This is a genomic window from Burkholderia ubonensis subsp. mesacidophila, assembly GCF_002097715.1.
Taxonomy (GTDB): Bacteria; Pseudomonadota; Gammaproteobacteria; order Burkholderiales; family Burkholderiaceae; genus Burkholderia; species Burkholderia mesacidophila.
In genome coordinates, this window is record NZ_CP020737.1 from 3,636,443 (window position 1) to 3,661,012 (window position 24,570).

Annotated in this window: 18 protein-coding genes; all 18 read right to left on the reverse strand. The window is 65.0% G+C overall.

Annotated features, from left to right (window positions below):
- Positions 1-8: 8 nt before the first annotated feature.
- Entirely contained in the window at positions 9-275 is a 267-nt protein-coding gene (locus tag B7P44_RS17145) for a PAAR domain-containing protein (RefSeq protein ID WP_084906134.1), read from the reverse strand.
- 87 nt (positions 276-362) lie between these two features.
- Positions 363-2,888: a type VI secretion system Vgr family protein gene (locus tag B7P44_RS17150; RefSeq protein WP_084906136.1), complete on the reverse strand. Its 2,526-nt coding sequence runs from the start codon at positions 2,886-2,888 to the stop codon at positions 363-365.
- Between the two features lie 99 nt (positions 2,889-2,987).
- Complete coding sequence (locus B7P44_RS17155) at positions 2,988-3,551, reverse strand: hypothetical protein (RefSeq protein WP_084906138.1); 564 nt, start codon at positions 3,549-3,551, stop codon at positions 2,988-2,990.
- Entirely contained in the window at positions 3,532-4,344 is an 813-nt protein-coding gene (gene tagF, locus B7P44_RS17160) for a type VI secretion system-associated protein TagF (protein ID WP_084906140.1), read from the reverse strand. Before tagF ends, B7P44_RS17155 begins: the two co-directional genes overlap by 20 nt.
- On the reverse strand, positions 4,341-8,228 hold the full coding sequence (tssM, locus tag B7P44_RS17165) for a type VI secretion system membrane subunit TssM (protein ID WP_084906142.1): 3,888 nt from the start codon (positions 8,226-8,228) through the stop codon (positions 4,341-4,343). The genes tagF and tssM overlap by 4 nt, the downstream gene beginning before the upstream one ends.
- A gap of 14 nt (positions 8,229-8,242) precedes the next feature.
- Complete coding sequence (gene tssL / locus B7P44_RS17170) at positions 8,243-9,547, reverse strand: type VI secretion system protein TssL, long form (protein ID WP_084906144.1); 1,305 nt, start codon at positions 9,545-9,547, stop codon at positions 8,243-8,245.
- Complete coding sequence (tssK, locus tag B7P44_RS17175) at positions 9,544-10,893, reverse strand: type VI secretion system baseplate subunit TssK (RefSeq protein ID WP_084906146.1); 1,350 nt, start codon at positions 10,891-10,893, stop codon at positions 9,544-9,546. Before tssK ends, tssL begins: the two co-directional genes overlap by 4 nt.
- Before the next feature lies 1 nt (position 10,894).
- Positions 10,895-11,434, reverse strand: coding sequence for a type VI secretion system lipoprotein TssJ (gene tssJ / locus B7P44_RS17180; protein ID WP_084906148.1), 540 nt, complete (start codon positions 11,432-11,434; stop codon positions 10,895-10,897).
- 129 nt (positions 11,435-11,563) lie between these two features.
- The gene (locus B7P44_RS17185; protein WP_084906150.1) at positions 11,564-12,046 is read right to left on the reverse strand and encodes an Hcp family type VI secretion system effector; all 483 of its coding nucleotides are present in this window, start codon (positions 12,044-12,046) and stop codon (positions 11,564-11,566) included.
- A 204-nt stretch (positions 12,047-12,250) separates the two neighbouring features.
- Positions 12,251-13,750, reverse strand: coding sequence for a type VI secretion system contractile sheath large subunit (gene tssC, locus B7P44_RS17190; RefSeq protein ID WP_084906152.1), 1,500 nt, complete (start codon positions 13,748-13,750; stop codon positions 12,251-12,253).
- Positions 13,751-13,795: 45 nt separating this feature from the next.
- Positions 13,796-14,335, reverse strand: coding sequence for a type VI secretion system contractile sheath small subunit (gene tssB / locus B7P44_RS17195; RefSeq protein ID WP_084906154.1), 540 nt, complete (start codon positions 14,333-14,335; stop codon positions 13,796-13,798).
- 361 nt (positions 14,336-14,696) lie between these two features.
- On the reverse strand, positions 14,697-16,331 hold the full coding sequence (locus tag B7P44_RS17200) for an OmpA family protein (RefSeq protein ID WP_231716631.1): 1,635 nt from the start codon (positions 16,329-16,331) through the stop codon (positions 14,697-14,699).
- Between the two features lie 11 nt (positions 16,332-16,342).
- Positions 16,343-17,047: a DotU family type IV/VI secretion system protein gene (locus B7P44_RS17205; RefSeq protein WP_084906158.1), complete on the reverse strand. Its 705-nt coding sequence runs from the start codon at positions 17,045-17,047 to the stop codon at positions 16,343-16,345.
- A 34-nt stretch (positions 17,048-17,081) separates the two neighbouring features.
- Positions 17,082-17,645, reverse strand: coding sequence for a fimbrial protein (locus tag B7P44_RS17210; protein WP_084906160.1), 564 nt, complete (start codon positions 17,643-17,645; stop codon positions 17,082-17,084).
- 38 nt (positions 17,646-17,683) lie between these two features.
- The gene (locus tag B7P44_RS17215) at positions 17,684-20,473 is read right to left on the reverse strand and encodes a fimbria/pilus outer membrane usher protein (RefSeq protein ID WP_088511460.1); all 2,790 of its coding nucleotides are present in this window, start codon (positions 20,471-20,473) and stop codon (positions 17,684-17,686) included.
- 36 nt (positions 20,474-20,509) lie between these two features.
- The gene (locus tag B7P44_RS17220) at positions 20,510-21,238 is read right to left on the reverse strand and encodes a fimbria/pilus periplasmic chaperone (RefSeq protein WP_407923994.1); all 729 of its coding nucleotides are present in this window, start codon (positions 21,236-21,238) and stop codon (positions 20,510-20,512) included.
- Between the two features lie 89 nt (positions 21,239-21,327).
- Positions 21,328-21,906 (reverse strand): fimbrial protein, encoded by a 579-nt coding sequence (locus B7P44_RS17225; protein WP_084906164.1) that lies wholly within the window; start codon positions 21,904-21,906, stop codon positions 21,328-21,330.
- Between the two features lie 537 nt (positions 21,907-22,443).
- A complete protein-coding gene (locus tag B7P44_RS17230; protein WP_133117974.1) occupies positions 22,444-24,351 on the reverse strand; it encodes a hypothetical protein in 1,908 nt (635 codons plus the stop codon).
- Between the last annotated feature and the right edge of the window lie 219 nt (positions 24,352-24,570).

Here is a 24,570-nt window from a genome sequence, read left to right on the forward strand (position 1 = left end):
AACTCCCGTTACCCGCCGATGAACACGTCGCCCGATCCCGTTGCAATCGGGGCGCCGCAGGACGTACAGCACGCAACGAAAGCCGCCGGCGAGCCGTTGATGAAGACGGATCCCGAACCGACGGCGACCGCTTGGGCCGAACAGTGAACGCCGCATACCGCGACGCTGCCGACATAGGCGGCCGATATCCCGTTGGTGAAGACGTCACCCGAACCGGTCACGATCGCTCCGCCATGGCCTATCGCGTCACCAACTCTGGCTGCCGGATTGCTCATGGTGATTTCTCTCCCAGTAAAACCCATCACTCTGCTGCCGCCGCATCCGTGCGGGGCGCGGCGGCACACAACTTACGGCCACGGAATTTAAAACTCCGACTCCGGTGGCTCTTCGCTCGGCGGCGGCGTTTCGCTCGGCGGCGGCGTTTCGCTCGGCGGCGGCGTTTCGCTCGGCGGCGGCGTCTCGCTCGGCGGCGGCGTTTCGCTCGGCGGCGGCGTTTCGCTCGGCGGCGGCGTTTCGCTCGGCGGCGGCGTTTCGCTCGGCGGCGGCGTCTCGCTCGGCGGCGGCGTTTCGCTCGGCGGCGGCGTTTCGCTCGGCGGCGGCGTTTCGCTCGGCGGCGGCGTTTCGCTCGGCGGCGGCGTTTCGCTCGGCGGCGGCGTTTCGCTCGGCGGCGGCGTTTCGCTCGGCGGCGGCGTTTCGCTCGGCGGTGGCGCCTCACTCGGCGGCGGCGGCGCAACGGTCGGCGGCGGCGGTAGCGGCGGCAAAATCGGCTTGGTTACCCTCAAGAAGAAAGACGGCAACGGAATCGGCGGAATTGCCCCTCCACCGCCACCGCCGCCCGCACCTGCGCCATCACCGCATCCCGGATTCAACTGCAGCGGCGAACCCTGAACCACGACCTCATTACTGCCGACAATCCGGATCTTCGTGCCGACCAGCTTGATCGTGCCGTCGGCCGTCATATTGATGGCCGATGCGCCGCACACGATGGAGAGCGCCCCACCGACGTTCAGCGCATAGGCGCCGCCAACCGACGTCGACATGGCGCCGCCCACCGCGATCGCATAAGCACCGCCGACGTTCAGCGCGCAAGCGCCGCCGATCATCGTCGACTCGGCACCGCCCACCGCGTAGCTGGCGGCACCGCCCACGATACTGCTGAACATGCCGCCCACCGCACGGGTATGTGTCAGGCCCACGCCGATCGAAAAATCCACGCCGACGGTATGCGACTCGTTGTTCTTCGTCAGGCGGTTCATGTCCCGCTCCGCCTGCATGTGGAATTCCTCGGCGCCCAGCTTGTCTTCGAAGCGGATGCCGCTGTAGTTTTCGCGGCCGCCCGTGATCGTCTTGCTCTTGAAGCCGCTCTTCGTCGCCTCGCCAGGCAGATCCCACGGCGGCGGCGTCACGGTGTTGTACAGGCTGCCGAGGATCAGCGGGCGATCCGGGTCGCCGTTCATGAAGCCGACGATCACTTCCTGCCCGATCCGCGGGATGTAGATGCCGCCGAAGTTCACGCCAGCCCACGCTTGGCTGACTCGCACCCAGCATGAATCCGTCGCATCGTTGCGTGCATACCGGTCCCACAGGAAGCGCACCTTCACGCGGCCGAATTCGTCGGTCCACACTTCGTGTCCGGGCGGGCCGACGACGATCGCCGACTGCGGGCCGCTCGTGGTCGGCTTCGGCGTCTCGCGCGGCATCCGGAACACTTCGCTCGTCGGCTGCACGATCAGCTCGTTGTTGCATTCGTAGCGGTAACCACTACCGGACTCGTCGGCGATTTCGGTCAGCATCAACGCCGCTTCGACGACCAAGTACTCGCGATTGGCCTCCTCGTGCTTGTGTTTCGTCAGCGTGAAGGTCTGACCGCACGCCACCCCCCGCACGTTGCCCTTGCCGAACGCACGCGTGCCAGGCGCGCGGCGCTCTTCCATTCGGACCCGGCTGATGAGGTCGCCATGCTTGCTGTCCGTATAGTCGCCCGGCCACTCGAACAGCTCGCCCTCGCCCCAGTTCGTTTCGCGCGGCTGATGGTTCGACGTGACGAGCAATGCCCTGGGCCGCGTGAAATCGAAGTCGTCGACCACCACGCGCCCCGGCCGCAGCGATTCGTCCGTCGAGAAATAATTGAGATACTCGATGTCGATCTTGCCGCCTTCCGGGTGATGCCGGATTTCGTGATAGGCGGCGCTGGGTGAGCGACGATGAGCGCCAATGTGATCGCACAGCACGAGCCGGTGCTTGCCGTCGGAGTGCTCGAAGAACCAGTAGATCCCCCACTCCTCCATCAGGCGCTGGATGAAATCGAAATCCGTCTCGCCGTATTGCACCTGAAACGCCCGCGGCTCGTTGCGCGTGCTCTCGCCTTGCACCGTGTACTTGTCGACATCGAGCCGCTTGTCGACCGGGTACGGATAATCGCTCAGCACGGTATCGATGATCTCGACCACCGTCTTGTCCTGAAAGATCTTGTAGTCGCTCGTCAGCGTCGCAAGCCATAGCCACGGCCGCATCAGGATCCGGTAGACGTTGTAGCGTCCCTCCGTGCGCAGGAAGCCCGCTTTCACGACGAGGCCGCTGATTTCCCGCCCACCGGCGCCGACGCCGCCTTCCGCTCCCGTACCGATACCTTCCAGTTGCACGCTGACGGTCATCTCCGTTCCGATCATCGCCTTCAGATCGAGATTCGCGCTGGTCGACAATGGAACGTGAAAATCGTCCGGCGTGCGCAACAGCAGCTCGTACGCGTAAAGCTTCCCGAGGTGTTCTTCACCGCGAAGCGACAGGAATCGGAGCGCGGGCTGGCCAAGCAGCCGCGGCATCGCATCGCTGCGGATCGCCACCGTGCGCGCTTGATTGATCAGTCCTTCCGAAGAGTTCATTGACATGCGGTCTTTTCGCTCCCACTCACCCAAAACAAACATGCGCCCGCGCGCATCGCCCCATATGTGCGCCGTACGGCGCCGTCGTGACGCAATCGGTCGGCATCATGTGCCGGCCGCGCGTGTCGGATACTGGACGCGCACCGTCGCGCGCTTGAGCAGCACGTCGATCAGCAAGTCGGCGCCGATACTCGTCGCCGCATCGCCCAAATAGCTCGCGGCCAGGTCGAGATCGCTCGCCTCGCGCGCATCGATGACCTTCCGCCCGAATGCAACGACACGCCGCATGCAGTAGACCGCGCGAGCATCCGGAACCGGCGGCACTCCGTCCGCGGGATCGATGCCCACGATCCAGCCAACCGGCATGGCATGCACGCCCAGCCACTCGCCGAGCATGCTCGCGATCGTCGCCAAATTGCCGCTGCCGCATAGCGCCGCCACCTGCGCGTCGTCCACGCCCCGCAACTGCCATGCGGCCAGCCACAACGCGCGTTCGAGCTTCCTGATGTGCGGCATGCGGCGAAAGGCGACCAGCTCGCGGTATTCGCGATGCCGGCTGCGCAAGGTCGTGCAATTCGAAGCAATGGCCCGTTCGAGTGCCTGCGTGCACCTTTCGTGCTCGCTCGGCAGCTTGTCGAACGTGTACGTATCAGCGTCCCGTATGTTCATGAATCTGTCCCTGCTCGACATCGACGGTGCGACACCCGCCCATATCGGATTCCCGTTCGTCGGCGGCAAGCCCGGCACCCGCTTCGCATGCCGGCTCGCCATCTGCCGGCACGCCGGCGATCCACAAGTGATCGACGTAACCGCCGCGGTCGTCCTGTTGCCAGAACCATCCGCCATCACCCCGTGCCGCGCATTGCGGCCACTCCATCCATGGCGCGTCGGGCACGCCCGTCAGCATGCGCGCCGGGTCGTCGCCGCGTTCCGCCAGTCGCGAGTCCCCGGTCGTCGGCAGCACGGCCGCCTTCCGGCCGCGGCCGCTCGGGCGAGGCCATGCGAACGCGTGAGCCGCATCCCACATTTCGTCCAGTTGTGCATGCAACGACGCCGCGGACGTATCCGCGTCCGCATGCCGCGCACGCGGCGGTACGTGCATCGCCAGCAACCGCGCCATCCGGAACAGCACGCCGCGAGGCTCGCGCAGCCGGCGTTGCAGCCAGCGGCGCGACACGGTGCAGCAAACGATGCACGGATGCCGCCGTCCGGCCCGGTCGCACGAAGCGGCAATGACGCCGACGACATGACATCCGTCGTCGAACGGCGAACAGGCGGGCGCCAGCACGAAACTCCACGGCAACGCATGCGTCGCCCGTTCGCCGGACAATCGCGCGACCAATTCGGGATGGCGCGCGAGCCAGTGCTGCCATTGAAGCACCTGCACGACGGTCGTCCGGTGGCGAACCTGCTCGCCGAATGCGGGGAGCCGCCCCCATAGCGCAGGCAGGCCACGCGTCACGCGAGCCCCCCAGGACAATGAAAGCCCGTCAACAGGTTGCTCGTCAGCGGATTCAACTGACCGCTCGTCATCAACTCGAGCGCCGCATGCCGGCCATCGAAATCGAAAGCCAATGTCAGGCGGCTGGCCGACGCCGTGCCGGTCAGCCGGCCGCGCTCGATCAAGCGGAACAACGCCCACGGCCCCGTCGCGACAATCGTCGACGTATCCGGGCGGATCGCCGGCTTGGCCGCGACTTCGGCCATCGCACCGCCGCGCGGCCCGGGCCAGCTCAGCGCGAACGGCGTGACGGGGCCATGCACGTAACGTTGCGTCTGACCGTCGACGTCGATCAGCAATTCGGTGATCTCGGGATCGATGGCCGCCACCTTGGCATCCATCTTCCAGGCCATCCGCTTGGCGCCCTGTTCGCGGAAGAACACTTCGCGGATCGCGGACGCGCGTTCGAACGGCTCGAGGCTCGGCCCCTTGATCGGCGGCATGCCGGGACTCAGCGACTTGTAGCGCCACGGCCTGGCGTTCGTGTCGACGTAGCTCGCCAGCGATTTTTGGAAGAATTCGTCGAATACGCCGCCCGCCGCGAACATCCTGTTGAAGTCCTCGACGTCGACTTCCTGACTGCTGCGCACGAACGGATATTTCCCGTCGATCGTGCGCCGGCAGCTTTGCCCGACGCTCGTATCGACCTGCATGGCGAGCAGCCCGCCGACCTCCTGCCCGACCTTGTCCGCGACCTGCGTCGCGATGCCGCCGAGCACGAGCCTCAGCGGCGCCGGCAGCTTTTCGGCCTCCGTCTGCAACGTCGTGCCGATATCGAGCGCGGGCGGCATGCTGTTGGCCGACAACGCGTTGCTCGCGACGACGAGGCGCGTGTACTGCTCGTTGATCAGCGTCAGGATCGCGTCGAGCTGCAATGCCTTGCCGCCCGCCGCGACGGGCGTATCCGTCATCGCCGGACCGCTGCCGGTGTCGGCCTGCCCCGTCGTGACCTCGCGCAGCGCCGCGAAACGGTTGTCGACGAATTCTTTCTCGAACCGCTGTTCCGGCCGCTGCGCGGCGATCTTCCGCGCCTCGAGCGCCGCGCTCCTCGCCGTGGAGGATTTGCGGCCGACCGCCGTCAGCGCGAGATCGTTCAGCGACGATGGCTCCTGCGCATCGACGACCGACAGCGACGTTTCCCGGACCACCGCGCGCGCCAGCCGCACCAGCGGAGAATCGGGCGCGGCGAGTGCGCGCAGCGTCGCCTGATCGAGCGCCAGCGTGCCGTCCCGGCCGTTCTCGCCGCTCGTGGCCGGCCGGATGTCCGCGAGAAACTGCTGCCAGTAGTTTCCGTAATCGATCAGGTACTGGCGACGAATGTCATCGGCGAGCGACGATCTCGCCCCCACGACACGCATGCCCTGTATCGACACCGTCAAGTCGGAACGCTTGCCGGCGCGCCCCATGACCCAACCGTCGTCGTCCTGCGCACGCGCGAGAAATTCAGGCAGGCGCTGGCTGAACAGCGTGTGGTAGCCGTCGTACGTGTAGAGCCCCGGCACGCCCTGCTCGAAGCGCGAGCCATCCACCAGCTTGAAGAGCGACGCGCCCTGCAGCCCGAGCGCCTGCGCGAGCGTGAAATTGTCGGGCGCCTCTTTCTCCATCGCGCCGATTGCCCGCTCGTAAAGCCGCTTCGGCGCCGGATTCTGGCTCAGGAAGAGTCGCGCCCGCTGCACGAGCATGGCATCCTGCCCCATGGTCGGCTTGACGGGGCGACCGTCGACGAACAGTGCATCCAGATGCCGCGCCATCGCGTTGCGGCCGCCCATCGCCGCCGCGCTGTCGGAGCGCTCCCAGTCGCGCAGCACCCACGTTTTCACCGCCTTTGCGTCGTAGCGATCATCGTCGTACAACATCAGGTAGATGGTCAGCGTCCGGTAGACATCGTCCGCGTTTTGCGCATTGATTTGCGCGTTCAACTCGCTTTCGGCGCGCCTCACGATCTGGGGCAGCAAGGTCTGCTTCAGCAAGCTCAGATAGGTCGTGTCCGACGCCATGACGATGGCCGGAACGACATAGAGGCCGTAGCGGTACGCGCCGCCCGGCGCGTCGAGATCGAGATCGCCGTGGCGCGGCAGGTCCCGCGAGCTGTCCAGCAGGCTGCCGATCGCCGCCGCCTTCGGCGACTTGTAGTACGCCGCGGCCCGCGCGGCGAGCGCCGACGTCTTGCCGGAAATCGCGCTCAGATAGTCGCGGTTGTTTTCGTAGCTCACCGTGAGCGAGAACGCGAGCCAGACGAACAGGGCCGCGCTCAGCAGATGGCCGGCCCAGCGCATCATTCTGAAGCGGATCTCCCACTTCAGGTCCGCGCGGACCAGATGTGCCTCCGGCACGATCACGTGCAGGAACACGTTGCGCAGGAAGAAGCTGCGATGCCCGGATATCGCGCCGTCGCCACGCACCTGCGCCGCCGCGTCGCTGTTCGTGCGCAGGCGCGCCAGCTTGCGTCTCAGACGCTGCAGCACCGTCTCGCGATCGGCGGCCATCACCTGATCCGTCTGCTCGGCGCTCGTGAGATACACGCCTCGCAGCATGTTCTGCAACTGCGCGTCGTCGTAACGGGAATCGAGGAACACCAGCTCGAGCAGATCCGCGAGCAGCGTCGACAGACTGCGGAATTCCTGTGCCAGCGGGTACATCCGCTTGCGACGATCCCCCTCGTATTCCTCCAGCAAGCGGTTGTTCAAGCCGGCGTCGACCCGCGCTTCGAGCAGCGCAAGCTCGCGCACACAGTGACGCCGCAGCCCGTCGACGCTCCCCGCGCCCGACTCGTCGCAAGGCAGCGTGAATCCCCAGATCTGCGTACGCCCGTCCGCCGTCAGCGACTGGAAATACTCCGTGAAGCCCGGCAACAGATCCAGCTTCGTCACGAACACGTATACCGGGAAACGAATCCCGAGTTGCTGGCGCAGTTCGCCAAGCCGCGCACGCAAGCTCGCGGCGAGCGCGGTGCGTTCCGCGTCCGACCGGTTGACCAGGTCCGCCACGCTAACCGTCAGGATCGCGCCGTTGAGCGGCGCGCGCGGCCGATGCTTGCGCAACTGGCCGAGCAACTCCTTCCATTCCGCCGCGTTGACGGCCGTTACCGCTTCGTCCTGCGCATCGTCCTGCTCGGCGTAGCGACCCGCGGTGTCGATCAGCACCGCCTCGTTCGCGAACCACCACTCACAGTTCGCGGTGCGCTCGATGCCATGCGCGGACCACACGCCCATCTGCTCCGTCAGCGGGAATTGCAGGCCCGAACCCAGGATCGCGGTCGTCTTCCCGGCTCCCGGCGTGCCGAGCATCATGTACCACGGCAAACCGTACAGGTGCCGGTCGACCTCGAGCAGGCGACGCCATCCCAGCGTGCCGCCGCGCAGGCGCTTCAATTGCGCGATGGCCTTGGACACCACCATGGCGACCGCGCGCACCTCGTCGCGACCGGCTTCGGCCGGCCGGTCCCCCTTCGGCTCGAGGAAACGCTTCAGCAGCGCGTCGTTCGACCGCAGCGCCTGCCACAACCTGTACAGGCCATAGACGGCATAGCAGAAAACGATCGTCGCGATGAGCAGGACGCGCACCCAGATCGGCTCGACCGGATGATGCTCTCCCAGCCCGAACAACGGCCCCACGTGCCAGAGTGCGACGCAAAGCCCGATCACCCAGATCGGGCTCAGCGGCCATCTCATCAGCCACAGGACGAGCAGGCCCACCAGCAGCGCGATCACGATTGCTCGGATCACGACCCCAGCGAACGGATGCAATTCGCCGAACACGAACAGCGGCCCCAGAAACCAGACCGCCACGCACGCCAGCATCCGCCACGAGAACAACCATCCGAAAAGACGTTTTAAATAAGACATGCTGAATTCCGGTGCTACAGGGTGACCATGATTTCGACGCGGCGATTGAGCGCCCTGCCGGCCGCCGTCGCGTTGTCGCCCGCCGGCTGGGTGTCACCCTTGCCGACCGCACGGATCCGATCCGCCGGCGTACCGTCCCGCTGCAGGATTTGTGCGACATACGCCGCGCGCTTTTCCGACAGCACGAGGTTGTTCGCGAAAGCCGCGCTGCGGATCGGCTGATTGTCGGTATGTCCGCTCACGAGCACGTTGCCGCCCACGCGCGCCACCTCGTGCGCGACCTTGTCCAGGATCGGCACGATCTCCGGCAACACCGCGCTCTGGCCCGACGCGAACATCGAATCGCCCTTGAACACGACGAGACTGCGCCGATCGTCCTCGTCGACGGTCAGCAGGCCGCGCGCGATCTCGTTCCTCAACAGTTGCGACAGACGCAGACGCTGCGGCGCGGACGCCAGCCGCTCCTTGCCGATCTCGAGAATTCGCGCTTCCAGTGCATGGCGCTCGGTCAGCAGGTGGTACTGGTAGAACACGAACAGTGCGAACAGCGCGAGCACGGCGCAAGCGGCGGAGGCCCAGACCGGCACGCTGCGCAACAACGGCAGCCTGCCGGGCGTAGCGCCACGCCAGTGCGGCGACAGCTCGGGCTGAAGCGCATCGTGCGCGCCGGTGATGAGCGTCCACAGACGCTGGCGAATCTGTTCGAGATAACGGCGTCCGTCGGCCGTCACGCTGTAGCGCCCCTCGAATCCGAGACCGAGCACGCGATAGAGGATTTCGAGGATATCGACGTACTCCTGGGGATCGGTTGCCATCCGGCCGATCAGCAGGAAAAACTTCTCGCCGCCGTCGACTTCGCCCTCGAACGTGATCAGCAGGCTTCGCGCCGCCCATACGCCGCCCCCGCCCCAACTCGTGCGGTTCGCCGCCTCGTCGAGCGCGGTGCACAGACAGTAGCGGACGACCGCCATGTGCTTCCATGGCAGATCGGCCTTGTCGCATACCTTCTGGAACAGGCTGACCTCGCGCACGAGCAGCGTCCGCAGTCCGGCCACCGCCTCCGACGTATCGAGCATCGCCGGCATGTCGGCGAGCATTCTGAGCAGCGGCCGCGCCGCCTCGAGCAGCGGATTGGCTGCCGCCAGCACCTCGTCGAGACGTTGCTGGATATCCACGACCGCATCGAACTCGCCGGGGTCGATCTGCGCACTCGATGCGCCCCTTTCATCGCCGGTGCGCTCCTTCTGCGGCTCGAGCAACGTCCCGGAATCGCTCGCGAGAAAGTCGAACGCGTCTTTGTCGAACGTACCGGAACTCATTTATGGCGAACTCCCCACAGTTCGAGCTTCAACTCGGGGAAGTGGCCGGCGATGTGCATCGCGAGTCCGCCCTGTTGCGCGATCTGCTCCCAGAACGGCCCACTGCGCGACAACTCGTAGTAGATGTAGCTCGAATTGAACGGAATCTGTCGCGGCGGTACCGGCAGCGGCACCATCGTGAGGCCCGGCAGGTGCGAACGAATCAGCTCGGGCAGGCGCTGCGGCTGGCTGATCTTCGTCTGCGCAGCGAATTGCTGCTGGAGCACGTCCGGCGACATCTGCGCGCCGACCGCGAGCACGAGGCTCGAGTAGCCCGAGAGTTCGGCCGGCATCACCGCGGCGACGCGGATGCCGTGCGGCTGCTCGGTGAGCGGAATCGGCTGCGCGCCGCGTATCAGCACCTGGTTGAGCAGGTAGTGGACTTCCTCGACGAGCGGCCGAATGCTCGCATACAGTTGCGCGTGATCGTAGCCCGGCGTCGGCAGTGGACGACGCGTCTGCGGACGCACGAATGTCGCCAGTTCGCCAGCCATCATCGCGAGTTCCCGATAGAACTCCAGAGGCGGCGTCTCGCGAATTCGGCAGATATGCTCGAGCAGCGGCTCATAGCGATTCAGCACCTGCAGCAGCAGGTAATCGGCCACTTCCGCCGCCGCGCCCGCGCGTCCATCGCTGCCCGACAGGCGGGTGGCCAGCGCATCGGCGCGCAGCTTCGCGAGGCCATGCAACTGCGTCGCCCATTCCCGCAGCAGCGGGTCGGCGCCATATTGGCTGACGGGTGGAATGTGATCGGTATCGTGCAGCGACACCGAGCCGTCCGCCCGCAAGGTCTTGATGCGCGTCAGCGCGATGCCGATCCACGACTGCGTCAATTCCTTCTCGGGCAGAAGCCGCAGGCGCAGGTTCGCCAGTTGCACGGGCTTGGGCCCCTGACCGATCGTGTTGCTGTCCCGCAGCTCGTTTTCGAACGCCAGATAGCGGGCGAGCGAGGCCGTCTCGTCGCGAAACACGGTCTCCTCGGTATTGGGCAGGCGCAACGGGACCGCCAGATAGATCACCTGGTTCTGATGCTCGGGCGCGATCGTCAGCGGCGGCGGCGGCGGTGCATGCGCCGGCACGTCGAACGGCGTACCGTCAGGAAACACGCCCGCCCCGCTCTTGAACACCAGCTTGCCAAACGCCAGCGACTCCTGGTCGATCTCGAACTGACTGAATCCCCAGAAGAACGGACTGAGCGGTGCGGAGCGCTTGTGCGCGAAATGTTCGAAATAGCGCTCTTGCTGCTGGAACAGCTGTGGCAGCAGGAAAAGCCCTTCACTCCACACGACCTTGTTATGCCAACTCATATCAATCCAATTCAGTAACCAGAACGGCCCGCTGGCCGATATCCACGTTCAATTTGATTTTCGTATGCGCCGTCAGCATCCGGAGCCACGCTTCGTCCGGCGGAGGCGGCAAGCGGTAGGCCCCGCGCCACACCGACTTGCCGAGCTCGCGATATCCCGCCAACACGCCGATCGCCGTCGTCGCGACATTCAGGCGCCGGCGAACGTCCCGGACGTCTCCCGGGCGAAGCACGAACTCGTCGATCACGAGCGCGTCTTCGCCCAACACCTTCTTGCTGTCGCTTTGCAGCGAGAAGAAGTCGGCGTTGTCGAACGTATAAGCCGACTTCAACTCATAGATCCTCACCATGATCGGCGCAGGGCGCCCCAGCTCGTCCGGATTGACGCCGTCGCTCACCTTGATCTTCAGATCCAGGGAGGCCCGTTCGATTCGGGCCGGCATGCCTCCGCACGCAGCCAGCGACAGAAATGACAGTCCGACCGCGATGCGTTTGATCGCATCGCGGCGCGTCGCCGTGCCAGGCGAAAATCGAGAAAACATATGGAAGATCCTGTCGTACCCCGGGCAGCCGTTGACCGGGGCCCCCGCGCATCGCGCAGACACCCGGGTCAACGGCCCGCGGTTCCGCCGGCGCCGGCGGAACCGCCCTGAAACTACGGGCGTTGACGCTTAAGCCGCGTTCCGCTTGATATCGAACGTCGCCGTAATCGCACCGCCGCTGCCGCCCTGCGCGTTCTGCACGACGTATTCCTGCTTGAGGCGCGAGAACGACAGACGGACGATCTCGCTAGGACGCGACTCGTCGGCCGCGACGCCCGACGGGCTCACCTGCGTCACCAGCACGTCATTCATCGTCAGCAGGATGTATTCGAGCGGATTCCCGCCCGCCTTACGCACCGTGAGCTTCGCTTCGTCGATGTGCTTGCCCAGCAGACAGTACTGGATCAGGTTCGGGCTCGCCCGGTCGATGAAATGCTCGAATTGCAGATCGTCCACGGTAGCCCGGCCCGCGCCACCGCCCGAGCCAAGGTGCATGTTCGATTGCTGCGATACGTTCCACGACCAGCTCAAGACCTCGATTTCGTTCTGGTGAGTGGCATCCTTGGATTCGCCGTCGATTCCGTTGATCTTGAGGAAAATGTCGTGTGCCATTGCATCACTCCTTACGTCTTGGTTGAGTTTTTAGTACAGCTAATCGGATGATCAGAAATATTTATGGAGCGCCTGATCACCACTCCCCCGGGTAGTGCGCCACGCCGGGATATCCGGGAGCGCCGGCCTCATCGACGCGATGTATGGCGCGGCTGACGGGATTCCCCGATCAGCAGCCGGCCACCGCGGTCGCGCGCCGTGCGGTCAGGCAGCAGCCTTGACCGACGGAAGCTTCGCGACGAGACGCAGCGACACTGTCAGACCTTCCAGCTGGAAATGCGGGCGCAGGAAGAACTTGGCCTGGTAGTAGCCGGGATTGCCCTCGACTTCTTCCACGACCACCTCGGCAGCGGCAAGCGGACGACGCGCCTTGGTTTCCTGAGACGAGTTCGCGGGGTCGGCGTCAACGTAGTACATGATCCATTCGTTGAGCCATTGCTGCATTTCGTCGCGTTCCTTGAACGAGCCGATCTTGTCGCGCACGATGCATTTCAGGTAGTGCGCGAAACGCGAGCATGCGAACAGATAGGGCAGACGCGCGGAAAGGTTCGCGTTTGCGGTCGCGTCCGGATCGTAGTACTCGGCAGGCTTTTGCAGCGACTGCGCGCCGATGAACGCCGCATAGTCGGTATTCTTGCGGTGGATCAGCGGAATGAAACCGTTCTTCGAAAGCTCCGCCTCGCGCCGATCCGAAATCGCGATCTCGGTCGGGCACTTCATGTCGATACCGCCGTCATCGGTCGGGAACGTGTGGCACGGTAGATTCTCGACGACGCCGCCGCTCTCGACGCCGCGAATCAGCGTGCACCAGCCGTAGTGCTTGAACGAGCGATTGATGTTGACCGCCATCGCGTAAGCCGCGTTCGCCCACGTGTATTTGAGGTGATCCGATCCGTCGGTCGATTCCTCGAAATCGAATTCGTCCACCGGATTGGTGTGAATTCCGTACGGCAGCCGCGCAAGGAAGCGCGGCATCGCGAGGCCGATGTAGCGCGAATCTTCCGAATTTCGCAGCGAATTCCAGGGGGCGTACTCGAGGTTCTGCGTGAAGATCTTGGTCAGGTCGCGCGGGTTCGCCAGTTCCTGCCACGAATCCATCTGCAGCACAGACGGCGACGCACCCGTGATGAACGGCGCGTGCGCTGCCGCGGCGACCTTGCCGATCGACGCCAGCAGATCCACGTCGGGCGGCGTGTGGTCGAAATAGTAGTCGGCCACGAGACAGCCGTACGGCTCGCCGCCCAACTGGCCGTATTCCTCTTCGTAGATCTGCTTGAAGAACGGGCTCTGATCCCAAGCCACGCCCTTGTAGCGCTTCATCGTGCGACGCAGATCCTCCTTGGACACGTCCATGAAGCGGATCTTCAGCTTCTCGTCGGTTTCCGTGTTCGTCACGAGGTGATGCAATCCGCGCCACGCGCTTTCCAGCTTCTGGAAATCCTCGTGATGCAGGATCAGGTTGATCTGCTCCGACAGCTTGCGATCGATCTCGCCGATGATCGCCGCGATGCTCTTGTAGGCGTCGTCCGACATCGTCGCCGAATTTGCCAGCGCCTGCTCGGCCAGCGTCTTGACGGCGGACTCCACCGCTTCGCGCGCCTGCTCCGTCTTGGGCTTGAACTCGCGCGACAACAGCGCGTTGAAATCCGATTGGGCTCCGAGCTGCGCCTCGGCAGCGCGCGCCTGCGATTCACGTACAGCCATTTTTTCCCTTGTACCTGTGTTAGATCTTGGTTTGCCGCCAGGGCCTCATTGCTGCTCTTGCGATTCCCGAGCGTCCGTCTTCCGCGCTTCAGGCTTAGGCGCCTTGGCAAGCGCGTTCAGCAGCGCCGGGTCCTTCAGCACCTTGCTGACGAGGTTCTCCGCGCCCGACTTGCCATCCATGTAGGTCTGCAGGTTCGCGAGCTGCGTCCGCGCGTCGAGCAACTGCGACAGCGCGTCGACATTTTTCGCAATCGCCGCCGGCGAAAAATCGTCCATGCTCTCGAACGTGATGTCGACCATCAGCTGACCGTCGCCGGACAGCGTATTCGGCACCGAAAACGCGACGCGGGGCTTCATCGCCTTCATCCGCTCGTCGAAGTTGTCGATGTCGATGTTGTAGAACTTGCGATCGCCAACCGCCGGCAGCGACTCCAGCGGCTTTCCGGACAGATCGGCGAGTACGCCCATCACGAACGGCAGCTCAACCTTCTTTTCCGAGCCGTAGATCTCGACGTCGTACTCGATCTGGACACGTGGAGCACGATTTCGCGCAATGAATTTCTGTGCACTGTTGGATATGGCCATAAGCTCTCCGGATTGATTCGGATTGGGTAAAAATCAATGAGCGAACGCTCGTCTGTCTCGCCCTTGTCAGCGTAAACCTGGGCCATATTACGGCACTCGTTGCCGCCCTTATATAGGACCCGTACTAACTTATTCACTAAAAATTAAGAGATATAATTTGATTTAACAAAAAAACCTAATCTCAATTAAGTCATGCATTTAAATGCATGGTCCACCGCCCCGATCTGGATGAATTTATGTTCAGGAAGACTGCGCTGCTTGCGCAGGCGAATCGTTGTCATGCAACCGGGGCGGCCGCGAAAAACGAATGGGCGGCCACAGAGACGAAACGATGCGCTCCGCCAAGCGCATTCCAACGTCGTCAATGACGCACGCCATCCGGAATCAGGGAAATGTCGACGCGCCTGTTCAGCGCCCGGCCTGCCTCACTGTGGTTGTCCGCGATTGGGCGGACGTCGCCCATTCCCTGGAGCGCGAAACGCGTGACCGGCAACCCGCCTTCGGCGACCAGCCAATCGCGAATCGCCCGCGCCCGCGCATCGGATAGCTGAAGATTCGCCTCAGGCGATCCTTCGCTGTCCGCATGCCCCTCGATCAGCACACGCTGATCGGGGTTCTCCTGGATCAGCCGAAGCACATGTGCCAGTTCGCGACGCGCGTGCGTCGGGGAAAAGGTCGCCTTGCCGCTCGCAAACAGCGAAAGGCTGTCGATCCGCACGGTCGTGAGCGGCGGTCGGTAGACCGCCAGCGCAGCGTCGAGACGGTTCAACAGCGCGCGTCCCGGATACAGCCCCCAGCCCGCGCCGAACGGCGCGCCGTCGCGCAGATTGCGCGCCACTTCGTCGCGCGTCGCGCGCAACCGCTCGAACGAGTCGATCGTCGCGGTGATCCGGTTGCCTGGCGTGTTCCAGTAGGCGGACAAGTCCCCCGCGATCCGCTCGACAATCCGGTAATTCACCCCGCCCGATATCGCCACCGCGACGGTCGCGGCCGCCACGCTCGACAGCAAGACGTGCGACGCGAGCGGCCATCCCCGGTCGACCGGCGACTGCGCGGCGGGCCGCCCGGCGACGCACGTCGGCACGTGGACGAGCGGCAGCGGGAGCGGCCCTGCCACCGGCTTCGTGACGCGCGGCTGCAGGCCGGTTCTGGCAATCAGCCAGCGCGTCCAGGCACCCGGCCGAACCGGCGTATGGCCGACGTCCGCCAGCGATGCGCCCTGAAGCACAAACGGCGGGGTATTCGCCAACGCGGAGATCGACGATAGCAGCGCCGCCTCGTCGAGCCACTCGAACACCGAGAGCCCCAGTGCGCTCCGGACGACCGCCCCCGCTTGCCGCGACGCGGCAAGCTGACGACGGATCGCCGGCAGCCGGTCGTAAAGCCGGATCGCATCCTCGATGCGCGGGACGCCGGCCTCGAGCGGATCGCCGAACCATCGCGTCTGCGGTACGCCGTCCTCGCCGGGCCCCAAACACGCATAAACCGCGACATGACAAGGCAACACGCATTCGGGATGGCAGTACGACGCCTGCAGCGCGATGCGCCATTGCGCAAACGCACGGCGCAGCATGCTTTCGTCGTCGCCCTCCGGCACCACGGGCAGCAGCGCGGCGTCCGGGAAGCGCCCCCGCGACGCCTTGACCTGCGCCATCACGTCGTTCAGGCGCTCCGGCGTATCGGCCAGCAGCCACACCGCCCGATCGTCGCGCCTGAGCGTCGTCCGTCCCCCATCGCGCGGAAACAGTCCGGCGGCATACGGCCCGACGACGACGATCACCGCGAGTTCGCGCGCGGCGCTGCCGATCGTTTCAGCAGATTCGGCGGCAGCCGCAACCTGGCGCAGGCGTTCATGCCACGCGGCGACACACACGGCCAACGCGATAGCCAGTGCAATGCATGTCGCGCTCTGCCAATCCGCCAGCCCGGCAAGCGCCCACGCGCCACCAAACACGATGACCGGCATCGCGATCCAGACCAGCGCGGCCCCCTTCATCGATCGCATGCTCACTGCCGTGCCTCCTCGCCGTTCTGCGCGACGCGCGGCCCCGAGTCGGGCAAACGCTCCACCGCACGCCGCAACGAGACGTCGCAGGTGATCCACACTGCCGCCAGCACCGCCGCCGCGAGCAATACCTGCCGAAGCGCCGCCCGTGCGCGCGCCGCGACCGCGACAACGGTCCGCGGGCGCGGCAGTGCCGGCGCGCCCGCCGCCTGGGACGCGTCCGGCTCGACTGGCAACGCAACGGGATACACCGCGTTCAGACGCGCGCGAAAAGCGTCGTGCTCGCGCGATGGTTCGAGCTCAAGCAGCGTCGCAACCATGCTCAGCCACTGCGCTTCCTGCGAGTCCGAATGCGGCCCGCTCAGCAGCGCCTCGACTCGCGCCCGAATCCGGTCCGCGCCGCTGCGCACGCGATGAAACCGGAACAGCATCGTCTCGCGCATCCATTCGTCCCGCCTGCCCGCCGGCAGATGACACAACGTCACCTCGTCCAGCAGCGCGCATTGCGCGATGCCGACGTCTCGCACGGCGTCGCTTGCACAACCGTCGTCGCGCATTGCCTGGTCGAGCCGCTCGACGAGCCCGATGCAGCGCGCGCGCCATACGTGGATTTCCGGTATCGACGCACCCTGCGCAAGCAGCGCGATATGAAGTACGGTCTCTTGAAGCGACGCGCGCAACGCGGCACCTGAACTATCGAATGTCATGCGGATAACGAAAAAACCTGTCTGCGGAAAGCCGTTACGGCATCTGAATCACGAAGGTCGCATACGTGCGCACCGAGCCGGCGCTCGTCGCACCGGTCGCGTAATACTGCGCACCGAAGGGAACCGGCATCGTGGTCGACGCGGCGAGGTTCACCGTCTTCATCGTCGCCGCGTCGCCCACGTGAATTGGCGATCCGTCGCCGTTCATCAACTGGATCTGGACATTTTTGGCGCTCGCCGGGTCGTTCGGATTCTCGACGTCGAGATTGCCGTTCGCGTTCGTCGTGGCGCCCCGCTGAAAGTAGACGCGGACCGCCTCGATGCTGCCGTCGCAACGCAACGGAATGGTGAAGGCCGTCGAACCCGCCGTCTGCCCCGTCGACGTCAGCGATGTCGTCGAAACGCGCGGCAATTTGACCGTCTGCTTCTCCTGGCCGCCCACAACGGTACAGGTCACCGAGTGATAGGAACCCGCAAACGTGACCTTGACTGTGGGATTGCCCGCCCCCCACGCGATGCCCCCCGGCCAAGCGAACATCGCGGCCGCTGTGCCCAATGCGATGCCCCCGATCCACTTCAATGCATGCGTTCGTATCATTCTGTCCATGAGCTCTGCCTCACTTTGACGCAGGCGCGTCATTGCATCGCCGTCGTGCCGCAGCGCAAGCGCACGCGCGCCGCCATCTTGATCTTCCCCGCGTCCGCTGGTGCGGCAGGCACCGCATAGGGCAGGCTGCACTGGTCGGCGGCTCCAACTCCCCACTTCGCGGTCAGCTCGCCGGAGCCTTCCAGCCCGCGCAGGAATGCCATGCCGCCCTGGCCGACGCCGCCGATCGACTTGCCCGCGCCATCGAACAACTGGGTGCCCATCGGCAGCGGCGAGCCGTTCTGCCTCTCCATCGTCGCGAACACCGGCCGGCCGCGCACCGTGCTCATCTTCACGAATACGACCGAGTTATAGCGCGGCACCACTTCCTCGCTGGTGTTCCCGAGTTCGACGTCGTCAGGGATACGGGACGGGTCGATCTCGACCGTGTTGACGCGATACGGCGTCAACGATGGAATCACCGCGTAGCCGAAACGATCGATCGATGCGCCTTGCCCGTTGACGATCTGTCCGCCGGTCGCGCCCTTCGCCTCGATCAGCGCCGCCGCCTGACCGAGCGGCGGACTCAGTGTGACCCCGCCCCGATGCACGACCATCGCACCGTTCGCGCCGAACGACGCCTGACGCATCTGGTTGCTGAGCGACGCGTTCGCTCTGTAGGTGCCGACAGACGACCGGTAAGTACCGTAGCCACCGAACGAAGAGAGACGGTTGGCGTCGCCGACGATGTGTGATGCGGTGACCCCGTAGCTGAACGGCGCAATGGTTCCCTTGCTGCCGGACAGATCCATCTGAACGGCACTGTTGCCACGCGAATCGCGCGAAGCCGAGGTGGTCAACGAATTGAAGATGCTGCTCTGCGTATACGTCTGCTTGCCGAGCGGAATCGTCAGGTTGACGCCGACCTGGGTGACCGTCCGGTCGCCGCCGTTACGTGCGCGCTGCGCATACACCGAATACGACATGCGCCGGAATGTGCTGTTGAAGCCGACCTGATACTGCAGATCCCGCCCCCGCTCGCCTCCCCAGTAGTCCTGCGAACTACCGGTAATGTAGATCGCACTGCGATCGCCCAGGCGCTGGTTGACATTGATCTGCAAGCGCGTACGGGCCCGATAGTTATACTGACCAATTGAACCATTCCAATCTTTGCGCGCATTCACCGCGTCCTGGAGATTGAAGAAGTTCGACGTCGAATAGCGGTACGCGGCCACCGAAAAATTGGTGCCGGTCGACGTCATCATCTTGCCGTAGGTCACACGGGAGCTGACGCCATGGTACGTGCGACTGCCGGGCACACTCGTGTGGGCGGACGTGACGTCGAAAGCAAACGCGCCGACCGACGTATTGAACGCCATGCCGAACAGGCCGGAACCATAGCCGGCCGACGACAACACACCGGCATAGGCGGTGACGAGGTTCGTGATGCCGCGCTGGTAAGTCAACTGGGCGACCCAAGGCTTCGCATCGGAAAAACCGTCCCGGTACTGCCCGACAGTGACATTGAAGCGGTGCTGACCGGGCCGCAACAGTTGCGGAACGGCGGCGAACGGCACCGAGAAGCGCCGCACGCGCCCGTCCGATTCGGTAACCGTCACCTCGAGGTCCCCGCCGTAGCCGGTGGCGGGCAGATCGTTGAACTCGAATGGCCCCGGTGAAACGGTCTCTTCATAGACCGTGTTGCCGCCCTGCCGCACGACCACCCGCGCATTGGTGTCCGCAACACCGCGGATCGTCGGCGCGTAAGCCTGCAGCGAATTCGGCAGCATGCGGTCGTCGCTCGACAACTGGGCACCGCGCACGCTGAAAGAATCGAAGATATCGCCGCTCGTGAAGCTGTCGCCGAGCACGATCTGGCTGCGCAACGCCGTGATGTCCCGCTGAACGAAGGTTTCGAGGCTACGCCAGGATACGCCCGGCCCGCGGCTCGCCCAGTTCAGGTTCGAGCGGTGGCGAAAACGCCACGGGCCGACATTCACGCCCGACTGCAAGCCGGTATACAGGCTGCTGGAGTTGTGCCCGTAGAAGTTGCTCTCGCTCGTGTACCCGTTGACGTTGTACTGCAGCAGCCCGACGTTGATCCCCTCGTCCCAGCGCGACGGATCAACGTAGCCTTGGGCCGTCTTGCTCATCTCGACCTGCGGAATCGTCAGGTCGATCTTCAGATCCGCGCTATCGAACGTATAGGTCGCGTCGGGTATCGTTTCGCGGAGCGCCAGGCAGGCGTCCGGCCCAGGCTCATGCGCGGCCGGGGCGCCGTCATCGCCTTCCGGCTTCGGTTGCCGAAGCCGGCTCGCGACCTTGTCGCCGTCGACACCGAACTGCTCCAGCATCGTGAGCGGGAAGCATGGCACGGCGACGTCGCTGCCGGGCACCGCGCGGAACAGCACGTCGTAACGCCCGCGCCCTTTGCCGTTGACGCTCACATCGACAGCGTAATTCCCCGGCTCGACCGGATTGCCTTTCGCGAAACGCGACAGATCGACGCCACTGCCGGCGAACAGCCGGGGGTTGAACGCCACCACAGCGGGCTCCGTCGCCGTACGAGCCGCCACGTGCATCACCGGCTCTGTCATGGTGCGAGCCGCCATGTACATCGCCGGCTCCGTCGTTGCGCGAGCCGCCATGTGCATCACCGGCTCCGCACCCGCCTGCTGCTCGGTATCGCGCCAGTCCAGCTCTGCCGCGCAAGCGTCGTCGCCAAGCAAGCCCATACCAAACGCCAGACTGACCGCCAAAGCCACCCGCCGGCGGCGAAAGACGCTCAGATCAACATCGTGACCACCGCCAGGCGCGATTTTTTTTGCTGCTCGAACCACTCTTCGATCCTCATCGTTTCCGACACAGTCGGCTGGTTATTCCGCCGTGGCCGAACCTGCGACCTCCGCGCCGTAATCGTTGAGTAGCTTGTAAGAAACTGTGCCTCGCGCGAGCGTGCTACGCGTACCCTGCTGCTGCATAAACGACAGGTGGCCGAACGGCGCCACCATGGACGGGTCGAACCGGATTTCCTTGTCACCGGCCTTCAATTCCACACGGCTGAACGACACGTAATAGGGCGACGGATTGTCGACGCGCAGGACGCTCTGCCCTTTGCCGTCGTGCACGACCTTCCACTTCAGCAACTCGCCCGAAGGCCCGTCCTGAAGCGCGGCCGGCCGGAAAAACAGCTTGATGCGCGTGCGAAAGGCAAGCTGCAGCAGATTCGTGTCTTCGGCATTCGCCGGCTGTGGAGGAATTTCCTGCACGTTGAGCCAGAACAGCGACTCGCGATCCGTCGGCAGATTCGTGCCCGTGTACATGACGCGCAACGTCTGCCCCTTTTTCGGCTCGACGCGAAACACCGGCGGCGTCAGCACGAACGGCACCGTGATCTGATCAGGATTGGCATCCGAATCACCGTCGTCAATCCACGACTGCACCAGCACGGGCGCCGTCTCGATGTTCGTCAACCGCACATTGACTTCGCGACTCTGCTCCGGGTACACGACCCGCGTACCCGTGATCACGATCGCCGCCTGGGCCGACAGCGCCGCCATGCCTAACGCAAAAGCTGCCGCGCCCTTCCATTTCCATGACCTCACGCAACCTCCTTGATCGATCGTCGCGCGGGCTCCGGATGCTTCGCAGCGAAGCCTCCGGAGCCCGCTTGAGGACTACTTGCGACTCGGAATCACTGATAGGCGAGCGTGAAGCGAGCGAAGGTATTCACCTTACCCGCGGTGGTCTCGCCGGTCGCGAAGTACTGGCCGCCGTAGGTCATCGTCACGCCACGGTCGGTACCCTTACCCGCCACGTCGTGGTACCGGCCGGTCGAACCAGCGCGAATCCCCGTACCGTCGCTGTTCACCAGTTGAACGACGACGTTCTTTGCTGCCGTGGCATCCGTGAGCAGGTTCTTGAGGTTGCCGGTATCCGGATCCATGTTGGTCATCTCGAAGTGGGCAGCGACCTTGTTCACGTCAGCCGCGCAACTCGTCGCGGTGATATCGAACGATGTCGAGCCGGCCGTATCGCCACGCTTCGCCAGATTGACCGTCGAGATCTTCGGCAGAATCACTTTCTTGTCCTCATCCCCTGCCTTGAGCGAACACGTGCTCGCGGTCAGCTCGCCGTCGAATGTCACCTTGCCTTGCGTCACCGCGGGCACCGTGGGCTCCGTGGGCTCTCCCGTGGTCGCTGCGAATGCAGGCGATGCCGCCCACGAACCCAGCAGCATCGCAGCGGAAATACCCAATACTTTCTTTTTCATTTAACACTCCTACTCAAATAAAAGTACACCGAACATATCAGCCAGGTTCACGAGCCGTCATGCCGCCCATATACGCCATGTTTATCTCGTATTAATCGAACCCGCGAAAAATACTATCAATCCAACTTCATCGGGGATATAGGACAAGTTCAAACCTTCAGGAAGTTCTAGATCGACTACCCCATGAAATCCGAACGAAATGTGTAATTTGTTAAAAAAGCTGCGACTTGTTTAAGAACCGAACCGAAGCAAGAGGCCATCACGGCTTTTCCATGAGAAAAGCTGGAATTCGAAGCCTGTTTCGTTTGCCGGATGCGAGGACTCTGTCCGGCACTGGTCGATGAAGCCGGTCGCTCTCGATGGCAAATGCTTCCCAGCGCTGCCGAAACGCGAACACGGCCGAACGGCTATCGGAGCATGCCGTCGATTCGTGGCCGGCGGCGACGCCGGGATTTCCCGCGCTTCCTGCTGCGCCATTACTCGATCGTCCATCTTCTGATCGCCATGCCGGCAATCGGTATGGCCCCGTTCCGCGCGTCAAAACACGTAGCCGATCGTCGTCGCGCGCTTTTGATCGGCTTCGGAAGACGGCCCGTTCGACGCCAGGACCGCCACGTTCGTCACGACGTCGCCGTATGCGCGGCGCGGCGGCATATCGACCTTGATGGTGCGGTCCTGCGCGGCCGCAACCGGGGCCATGATGTTGTCGTAGATCGCGCCGCCCCGGTGCGGGCTGCCGTACCGTTCGCGTCCCACCGTCGTCAAGGTTGCCGCGCGCCAGCCGGTGTCGTACCCGGCGTCGACGGCATGCACCGCGTCGCGCGCCATCCGGTACGACTTCTGCGACGCCACGGACGCACGCCCGCCCGCCTTGGGCCGAACCAGCGCCGCGGCGATCTCCACCGCACTCGGCAAGCCGGAGACGACGGACGGACGCTCCGTCGCGCGCGCCTCGTACGACGGCGGCGCGCTCCGCGTATCGGCCACGATCGTCGGAAGCCCCTCGGTGACGCGCCCGTTCGCCTTGGCGCGCGCGCCACGGCCGAACTGGCTGCGTTCGCCCGAACTCGCGCCGGGCACCGCGTCCGTGCGAACCCGCATCGCCACGCGCCACTCTGGTGAAGCGAGCGCCGCCATGCGCTCCGCGCGCGCGCCGGCCACCGCCGGCGCCTGACGGTGGCCGCCGATGCTGGCGACCTGTGCCGCAAGCTCGTCGAGGCTCGCCGACATCGGCGGCCCGACCGGCCACTGGCCATCAAGCGACTGCCTCAGCCCGGCAATGTGCATCGTCGGCAACGGGCGGGACGCGAAGGCGGCCTCGCCCCCCCTCGCTTCGGCCGGCAATGCGTCACCGCGAACGACCGTAGAGACGGCACCCGCCGCCGGCACCGGCATCGGCAACGCGGCCAAGGTCGGCTTCAGCGTATCGAGCAGGCCCGCCAGCACCCGCGGCTCGGTGAACGCGGCTCGTCGCTCGGACAACGCGTGATAAGCGATCTCCCCGCCCAGCGTGGACAACGCGATGCTCGGCGACGCGGCGGGCTTGGGATCGGGAATGTCGAACGAGAACCGCGAAACGAGCGGCGCGACGACGTCGGCAGCCCAGGCCGTGAGCTGCGGCAACGCGTCATCGGGCAGCGGGCGCATCCGCGCTTCCGCGATCTGATCCGCGTAAAACGGCGCTCCGGCCAAGCCGGCGCCCGCCGCGTCGCCAGCGTCGAAGCTCGCTGTGCGAACCGCGCCGGCCTCGCCCTGCGCCGGCGCGCCGCCGAACTCGGCATGGCGCGCGAGCGCGTCGGCCACCTGATCGGCATAGAACGGGGAATCCGCCGGCCCAGCCCACCGGACGGCAGCCGGGCCCGGCAACGGCGGCAGATCCGAGGCCGCGACGCGGGCTAGGCGCGCACCGTCGATCGCCCGCGCGCCCAACGACGCGGCGACGCCCGCATAGCTGAGCACGGGACCGTCGCGATGCGGCTGGAAAAAATCGAAGCGCTCGTCCGGCAGCGGACCATTCGGCAGCGGCGGCCGGTCGGCCAGCGTGCCAGCCGGAAACGAGCCGCCGAGCTGCCGGTCGTCGAGCCACACGGCGATAGCCGAACGCCGCGCCAGCGTGAACGGCGGCGCGCGAAACGCGGACCGGGCCGGGAGGGGAGCGGCCACCTTCTCCCCGTCGAAAGGCGGCCGCACCGGCGGCTCGGCCCGTTCTGCGACATTCCGCGCACCCGTTGCCGGTCTCGCCGACGACGCGGGCACCGGAGACGCGAGTGACGCAGGCGCCGGTGTCTGCGTCGTTCCGGAATCGTCCGGCGCGCACGAACCGAGATACGGCGCAGTTATCATCAACGCGGCCGTCACGACGCCCGTGCCGCCCGCGCTTCGCTTCGCCCGTTCCATCGTTGCGGCTCCCGTGCGCCGGCCTGTCTTGCCCGTTCCGTTCATCATGCTCGTATCGGCCACGCACCGCCCCACGGTGCGCGCCCCACTTGTCCTGTTTTATGTCAGCCGAAAATCTAGCGAAGCCTGCCGACATCGACAATGAGACGGGTATTTCAAATCAGCATCAAAATACTGGTACATGTCTGATTTATCGGCATAGGAGGTCGTCCTCCCGGAGCGTTCGCGTGAAGTCCGGCCACGATGCCGGCAGGGCGCGAGCCGCGG